Raw genomic sequence first — 7,256 nt, 5'->3', positions numbered from 1 at the left:
CCCGTTCCTACCGCCACGCCCGAGCCGATGCCTTCGAAATTTGGACTGAGTATGCACACGAGTTGATCGCTTGAAATCAAAATGCAGCTCCGTTCTGGCGTGCCATCAATAATAACCTGACACTGCCCCTGACACTGCCTCGCGAGCTACGGTAGAAAAATGATCCTCCCCCGGTGAAGTGTTCCTCCGCTATGTTTCGGAAACCGGAGGATTGAGCTGCTTCGCTTCGTCGGACCACCCGGTTGGAGATTTTCCGGGGGTTTAAGTTCAGGGCGGTACGTTGGCTCTGACCTGCTCTCTTGAACCGTTGATGAGCGAGATCGGTAGTTTGTTCCCGATTGCGCTATGGGGTCGGACTTCGTTGTAGCCTCTGCGCCAGTCCTCGGCAGCTGGCGTGCCGTCTTCTACCTGCTTCAACACAAACGCGACCTGCGCTTCCGTGAACTTGCTCTTCTTCATCGAACTCTCCTTCTCCCGCGCTTGGGATCATAAATGGAAAATTCCAGCTCAAAACGGTCTAGTTCCCTGAGTAGCTTCAGCAATGCAGCTTCGCAACAAGGCACTAAACGGAAGGAAACAAACGTTTTAGATGTGTAGGTCGCAGTTCATATTCTTGCGTAAGCAGCTCTCCGCCTAGGACAGCTGTCCTTAACCTAGCTTTAACTTTGATTACCGAGTGTTGCCTACATGCAGCAGAACCACTCTTTTTTAGATTCGGAGATTTTGTTGCTTTTGAAGAAGTGAACTTGGACTGTTTTGGAGAATAAAATGCTCGCTTTGGAAGATGAACCAATATTCCGGGAAAGCGTTCCTCTTATCCAAATGGCCACTGAGTTAGCCATAGGGCAAAGCAAAAGTGTTTCGGACTCTTTTCTCGGTGAAGGGCTCCGCCCCGCTGAAGTCCTTTGGTCTCCTGCGACACCTCAACTGCTACAGCGAAATATGGTATCCTTTGCAAACGAGTGTCATAAGTTCGCTAGCAAAGATGGGACTTTAACAGTAGAGAGCTTTAATAACATTAATATTGATCGATATAGGGACTCTCTTGTTATTGTATCTGTTGGCCAATCCATGTTTGACTTTACCTATGAAGCGTACGGGGCGGATATTGCCGCAGTGCTTGGTAGGAATTTGACCGGAAGCAAGACTACTGACTTCCCCGAACTAATAGGAAATTACTTTACGGCGTTATACTATGCAATTTCAGTTCGTAAGGAGGTTTGCTTGAGTATACATGAGCCACCACACGGTGTCTTTGCTTCGAGGTGGTATCGCTTATCCATTCCTCTCTTCGGAGCAGGAGGTGAGATCGAGAAGATTGCAACACTTGTTTTAGCTGAAAATTCCCTCAGACCTGGTATGGATATTATTCCTGCGCCAGCTATACTGATCGACTCAGATTCGAGAATTATTTACTCTAATAAAAGTGCGGTAGTGCATTTTGGACGTTCAAAATCTACTGGTGGAGATCTTTCCGATTACATAGGGTTCAAGCTGGAATATGGATCATTTTCTAATAGTCGATCGTTTGTTGAGAAGCGAAAGCTTTGTTTGTCCAGCGAAGAGCAGCTGATTTGCGGGCATTCAATGGTTCGGGTAAATCCTGTTATATTCAGATCTCAAAATCTGAAAATCCTTTTGTTTGAGGGAGCGCAAACCCGTGGTATTTGGCCAATAAAAACTTAATAAATTCGTATACTTATAAATTATTTACGCTCATTTCTTAATTCTTCTTCAACTTTGATAAACGATAGGTGAACCCTGCGTTCGTCCTAGTCGTGATCTAGTAACAAAAATCAAGCAAAACGTTCTCCGCGAGGTATTCAGGAGAAAATAATGCTTCAAATGCACAGCCTTTCCACCTTAGAGCTTTCTGAGCAGCTTCGGCACGAAATGCTTACCCATAGAAGACGCCAATTCGTAGATAGGCTGAAATGGCCGCTTAAAATCGATGAAAATGGGCACGAGATTGACGAATATGATAATGGGCATGCTAGATATTTAATTCTAGCATCTGATACCGGCGGTCATCTTGGTTCAGTCAGACTGTCCAAAGCATCTGAAAATTTCATGATAGGAGATCATTTCAAAGATTACTTTGAGATTGATCTTCCGAACCCCGGGAATGTTTGGGAAGTAACGCGGTTTTGTTTGGCGCCGAATCTTTCAACAAAAGAATCAATGGGAGCGACAAAGGAACTGTTGCGAGGTGTTGGGCATTTTGCACTCATGGAGCGAATTCATGACTTTGTGGCAATCTGTACACCTTCCATCCTCAGAATATATAATCGACTTGGTTGCTCCCCTGACGTTACGTTAGTTAGCCCGTTCGATAAAAATCTTATTCTTGTAAGATGGTACGCTCATCAGGGTGCGATACCTAAACTTATTGATTTAGATACGTTGCCGTTAGAGGTTTCAGAGAGAGCCGCTTAGATTTTACTGTCTGGAATCAAGGAGTTTCCTTGATTCCAGATCAGAAAAATAAAAACAATATGATGGATCTTTCAGCACTATTTCCTATTTACGTATTCATTTGTTAAGTTAGATAATTTTAATATTAAGATAGCATCTAAAATTGATAGTAAATGTTTCGCCTGCTTGGTGAGTTTTTAAAACTTCTTCTCCGATATGAGCCTCTGAATTGAAGCACATTAATCAAGAAGAGGCGAAAATGAGCGAAGCTTTTGCAGGCGCGGTTGGCGAGAACTCGTCGGTCGGAGAGATCGATGACGATGACACCCCTGAGGTGATCGGCGGTCGTGTGACCACCCTCAGCCTTGAAGATGCAGATGACATCGCCTCGGTCCGTGTCGTGGACATGCCCGAGGCGGGCAACCTCACCGTCAATCCGGACAACACTCTGGCCCTCGTTCTGACCGAGAGCGACCACAAGGGCACGCTCGGTTTCAGCTACGAGGTGACCTACACCGACGGCTCCTCAGAAACGGTCTCTTCTGCGGTCAAAGTGGTCGAAGGCCCCCAGGAGGCCGGATGGGGCACGGGCGACCATTACATGCTGGAAACCGATGACACGGGCAGCGTGGTCGTCGAGCACGGGGACATCCACCGCGATGTATACGTCTCCAACAGCAAGGACGCTCTGAGCCTGAAGGACATCGCCAAGCTGGAAGGGATCAGCGAAAGCAAGATTACCGGAAGCTGGCTGGCCGATCACCCGGAATACGGCAGCACCGAGGACATGGCGCTGAACCCCGATGCAGGCATGAAGCTGTGGTACAACATCACCGATGGGGACGAGGGTCCCAACTCGCACTGGCTGCATCTGGAAAGCGGATACGAATACGACGATCTGGGCCGCCTGGTCGCCCGTGGGGCCGAAGGCGAAAGCGAGCTGCACCCGATCCACATCACCTCTTACGGGGATGGGGACAAACCCGTCATCAACGCCCCCCTGAACGCCTATCAGGAAGACTCGTCCAACATCGTGATCAGCGATCTGGCCTTCACCAATGGCGTGCAGGTTCTGGGCGGCAGCAACATCCTGATGGAAAACCTGTCGGTCACCGGAGAGGAAATGAACATCCAGAACGTGGATGGCTACACCCTGCGCAACTCGGACGTGACAGATGTCTACCACGACGTCCCATCCAGGGGCGGCGACACATGGAACCAGTCCCACGACCGGATTTCAGGCATTTTCGCGAAAAACACCGAAGATCTTCTAATCGAGAACACGCTTTTCGCACATAATGGCTGGTCCGACAGCTACAGCGAAGACCTGTCGAGCAGTAGCGGGCAACCTCCGAGCTTCTACAGCCACAATGTCTACCTGCAATATGACACGCTGGATGTAACCTTCCGCGACAACATCTCCATGGAAGGGGCCTCCTTCGGGGCGCAGCTGCGCGGCGGTGGCTTTATCGAAGACAACGTATTCCTCGACAACAACGCGGCCGTCAGCTTCCTCGGCGGCACCTACAAGAGCCACGATTCCGTCGGGAACTACACGCTCTTCACGGACAACATCATCACCTCCGGCGCCCACAAAGAGGTCGACCAGAAGGAAGGTGCCCTCACCATGGGCGCGGTGGATGCAGGCAAGCTGACAACGCTTCACAACAACATCATCACCCATCTGGCCAACCCGAACGACCCGTCCGAGCTGGATGACAAGATCATCGCGCACAAGGCCCTGTCGACGTCGAACCCGTATTACGATGACACCATCGTCTATAACTGGGTCGGACAGAAGCATTACGACCAGAAAGACGCACGCAACAAGAACGTCGAGGACCTGAACGAGGCCAAGCTCGACCAGACCACCATCCAGCTTTATGCGGCCGATCTTCTGGGCAAGAAGAACGCCACGATCGACGATCTGGCCGAGTACCTGCGCAAGGACACCGATGACAGCTGGGACGATGTTTCGGATGCCGATCTGATCGTCGCCTATTTCCAGCAGGGCTTTGGGCTTGATGTGGATCTGGACAACGGCACCCCAGGCGACACCCTGCGCTTTGCGCCCAATGATCTGGGCGAAGGGGTCCGCTGGGACAACCGCCTGAACTGGGACAGCGAAAGCCTGCCCGGGCGCGACAGCGGCGACAGTGTCGATCTGGCGGGCAACTGGGTCACCTATGGCGGCACCACCACCCTCAAGGATCTCGATTTCGGCGATGGCGGCGCATTGAAGGTCAACAACGGCTATCTCAAGGTCGAGGGCGATGTGGAAGCCGGCGACCGCGGTGCGGCGCTTCAGATCTCCGAGGCCGGTCAGGTCTGGATCGACGGTTATGAGGACAGCGACAACCTGGATATCGACGTGGATGGCGGTCGCTTTGCCAACACGGGCCATTTCAAAGGCGCCACCGATATCGACATCACCAACGGTCAGACCATTCTGGCAACGGACAACGCCACATTCGACCTTCTGGATGGCAGCACATTGCACATCGACGGGAGCGAGGGCCGCGTCGGCTTTGACGGCGAGAACGGCGGCACGGCAGTCCTGCGTCTGGCCGATGATGCCACGCTGAGCTTTGCAGCCAAGGATGGAAGTCTTGGGCAGATTGCAGAGTTTCGCAGCGGCGCTTTCGGCGAAGGTGGACCGGATGTGCAATCGGGAATCGATTTGGGGTCGGCGACAATAGCGGTAAACTTTCGTGGCTTAGACACGGCCAACTGGAACAGCACGCTCATCGAAGTGGACGAGTTGATGGGCAGCTTCAGAAATGTCGAAATCGAGGGACTTTCTACAGAACTAGACGCAAAGCTCGTACTCGATTACCGGACCGATACCGTCAGCTTGGAAATTATTCGAGAGGGTTCTGGAGCAGTAAGGGTTGAAACTATTGGCAGCGAACACGACGACACGCCAAACGATGAAGTCAGAATGGCTCTCCGTGGGACCGATGATACGCCATCTGAGACTGCGAACGCAGACCTTGATATACCCGCCTTCATTTCACAAGCAATTGACTATGCTCCCATCGGATCGACTGGAAGGGAGATAAGTATTGAGGGTGATAATAAAAGAAATGAAATAAGGGGCGGCGATGGTGATGATATTATCGCCGGCCATGACGGTGACGATCTTCTTGTTGGTAAGCGCGGTGCCGATTTACTAGATGGAGGTTTGGGAAATGATACAATACGGGGTTCAGATGGCAACGATACCCTTGTGGGCGGAGGAGGCAATGATGTTCTCTACGGCCAGAATGACAAAGACCTCATTATAGGTGGGGCCGGGGACGATACAATCTATGGCGGCACTCATGCCGACGTATTAATAGGGGGCAAAGGGAATGATCGATTAATTGGTGGATTAGGAACTGATATACTCTTTGGTGGGGAAGGAGACGACTTCCTGTATGGAGGTGTTGGCGAAGACGATGTTTTCGTATTCTCAAATTTTGGCGAACATGGGAAAGATACTGTACACTCATTCCAATCCGGGGAGGATTATATAGCACTGGAGGTTCTAAGTATAGAGCTCGCGGCTGCTTCGAATGATCCAATGGTATATATAGATCAGCATATGCACACAGAAAATGCGGCTTTCACATATTCCTCTGTGAGCGGGGAACTTGTATACGATGGCGACGGTGCCGGCTCAGCAGATGGTGAGGTAATTGCCCAATTCGAGAAAGGTGTGGAATTGACACTAGAGGATTTTATACTGATTTGATGCCATAGAGGCTGGTGATTTGATATCACTGGCCTCTACGCTTGTGTCTTGCCCCCCTAAAACTGTGCCAAAGGTGGCTTAGTTTTGGAGATTGGATTGATGGCGCGGAAACGGTATTCGGATGAAGATGTTCTTCGGCTTTTGCGTGAGATTGAACTGAGCCTGGCGTCTTGTTCAGACGTGGCGACGGCCTGCAGAACCGCAGGTGTCAGTGATGCGACCTATTACATATGGCGCAAACGGTTTGGTGGCATGGGGCGATCCGAGATGGCCAATCTGAAGGCGCTGCAGAAAGAGAATGATCGGCTCAAGAAGATCGTGGCGGAGCTTGAGCTGGATAAGCTGATCCTCAAAGAGAGCCTTGATTATTTAAAGCCGAAGGCCTGACGACAGACCAGCTTCATCAGGCCGTGGTGCGCACCCGACAAAAACTGGCAACCTCCGAACGGCACACATGCCGGGTTCTAGGCGTGGCGCGAAGCACGTTGCAATACAAGGCGGTTTCCACGGACGATGAGGTGTTGCGTCTGGCAATGATCCGATTGGCCAAGCAATATGGTCGCTACGGCTATCGTAAGGTTGCGGAACTACTGCGCGTTGAAGGCTGGCCCCCTCTCGGCAGATTTGGCTTTGCCAAATCGCCTGCCGGGCAATGGTCAATCACAAGAAGATCGAACGCCTGTGGCGCGAAGAAGGCCTGCAGCTTCCAAGGCAGCACAAGAAGCGCAGGCGGCTTTACAACAAGGACAGCTCAATCATCCGGCTGCGGCCGCAACATCCCAGTCACATCTGGAGCATTGATTTTGTGCACGACAAACTGAGCAACGGCCGTCCCTACAAGACGTTGACGGTGCTGGATGAATACACCCGTGAGGCACTGTGTGTCGCGGTCAAACCAAAGATGAACAGCGCAGACGTGCTGGATGCGCCCTATCCACTCCTATTGCGGTACGGGAAGCCCAAATACATCCGGTCCGGCAACGTCCTATGTCGGGAAGAATTGGCTGCTTAGGTCAGCAGGTCATGGGGCATCCGATTGATCGAATGCCCTTTTATGTTTGCCCAGACGGGCTCTGCCGTCAAGAAGTGGTCTCTCCCATAGCAA

The 7,256-nt window shown here is 51.4% G+C and carries 5 protein-coding genes and 1 pseudogene; 5 read left to right on the top strand and 1 reads right to left on the bottom strand.

Going from position 1 to position 7,256, the window contains the following annotated elements:
- Positions 1-267: 267 nt before the first annotated feature.
- Positions 268-387, bottom strand: a pseudogene (locus KIN_RS22020) (integrase core domain-containing protein); the annotation flags it as partial.
- Positions 388-768: 381 nt separating this feature from the next.
- Between KIN_RS22020 and KIN_RS22015 the strand changes: the two are divergent.
- The 5 genes from KIN_RS22015 to KIN_RS21995 all read left to right on the top strand — a co-directional run bounded on the left by KIN_RS22015 (position 769) and on the right by KIN_RS21995 (position 7,163).
- Positions 769-1,686 carry a hypothetical protein gene (locus KIN_RS22015; RefSeq protein ID WP_159811236.1) on the top strand — a complete coding sequence of 306 codons (918 nt, stop codon included), beginning with the start codon at positions 769-771 and terminating at the stop codon, positions 1,684-1,686.
- A 150-nt stretch (positions 1,687-1,836) separates the two neighbouring features.
- Positions 1,837-2,436 carry an acyl-homoserine-lactone synthase gene (locus tag KIN_RS22010; protein ID WP_159811234.1) on the top strand — a complete coding sequence of 200 codons (600 nt, stop codon included), beginning with the start codon at positions 1,837-1,839 and terminating at the stop codon, positions 2,434-2,436.
- A gap of 238 nt (positions 2,437-2,674) precedes the next feature.
- Positions 2,675-6,151, top strand: coding sequence for a calcium-binding protein (locus KIN_RS22005; protein ID WP_159811232.1), 3,477 nt, complete (start codon positions 2,675-2,677; stop codon positions 6,149-6,151).
- A gap of 99 nt (positions 6,152-6,250) precedes the next feature.
- A complete protein-coding gene (locus KIN_RS22000; RefSeq protein WP_159811230.1) occupies positions 6,251-6,538 on the top strand; it encodes a transposase in 288 nt (95 codons plus the stop codon).
- Positions 6,539-6,803: 265 nt separating this feature from the next.
- The gene (locus tag KIN_RS21995) at positions 6,804-7,163 is read left to right on the top strand and encodes a DDE-type integrase/transposase/recombinase (protein ID WP_159811228.1); all 360 of its coding nucleotides are present in this window, start codon (positions 6,804-6,806) and stop codon (positions 7,161-7,163) included.
- The last annotated feature ends 93 nt before the right edge of the window (positions 7,164-7,256 follow it).

Origin of the sequence: Litoreibacter roseus (assembly GCF_009811795.1) — a bacterium.
Taxonomy (GTDB): domain Bacteria; phylum Pseudomonadota; class Alphaproteobacteria; order Rhodobacterales; family Rhodobacteraceae; genus Litoreibacter; species Litoreibacter roseus.
Note: the sequence above shows the minus strand (reverse complement) of the source record. Positions and strands in the feature narration are given on the sequence as shown.

Coding starts and splice junctions, on each gene's coding strand:
- KIN_RS22015 (WP_159811236.1), top strand. CDS start 769: ATGCTCGCTTTGGAAGATGAACCAATATTCCGGGAAAGCGTTCCTCTT.
- KIN_RS22000 (WP_159811230.1), top strand. CDS start 6,251: ATGGCGCGGAAACGGTATTCGGATGAAGATGTTCTTCGGCTTTTGCGT.
- KIN_RS22005 (WP_159811232.1), top strand. CDS start 2,675: ATGAGCGAAGCTTTTGCAGGCGCGGTTGGCGAGAACTCGTCGGTCGGA.
- KIN_RS22010 (WP_159811234.1), top strand. CDS start 1,837: ATGCTTCAAATGCACAGCCTTTCCACCTTAGAGCTTTCTGAGCAGCTT.
- KIN_RS21995 (WP_159811228.1), top strand. CDS start 6,804: ATGGTCAATCACAAGAAGATCGAACGCCTGTGGCGCGAAGAAGGCCTG.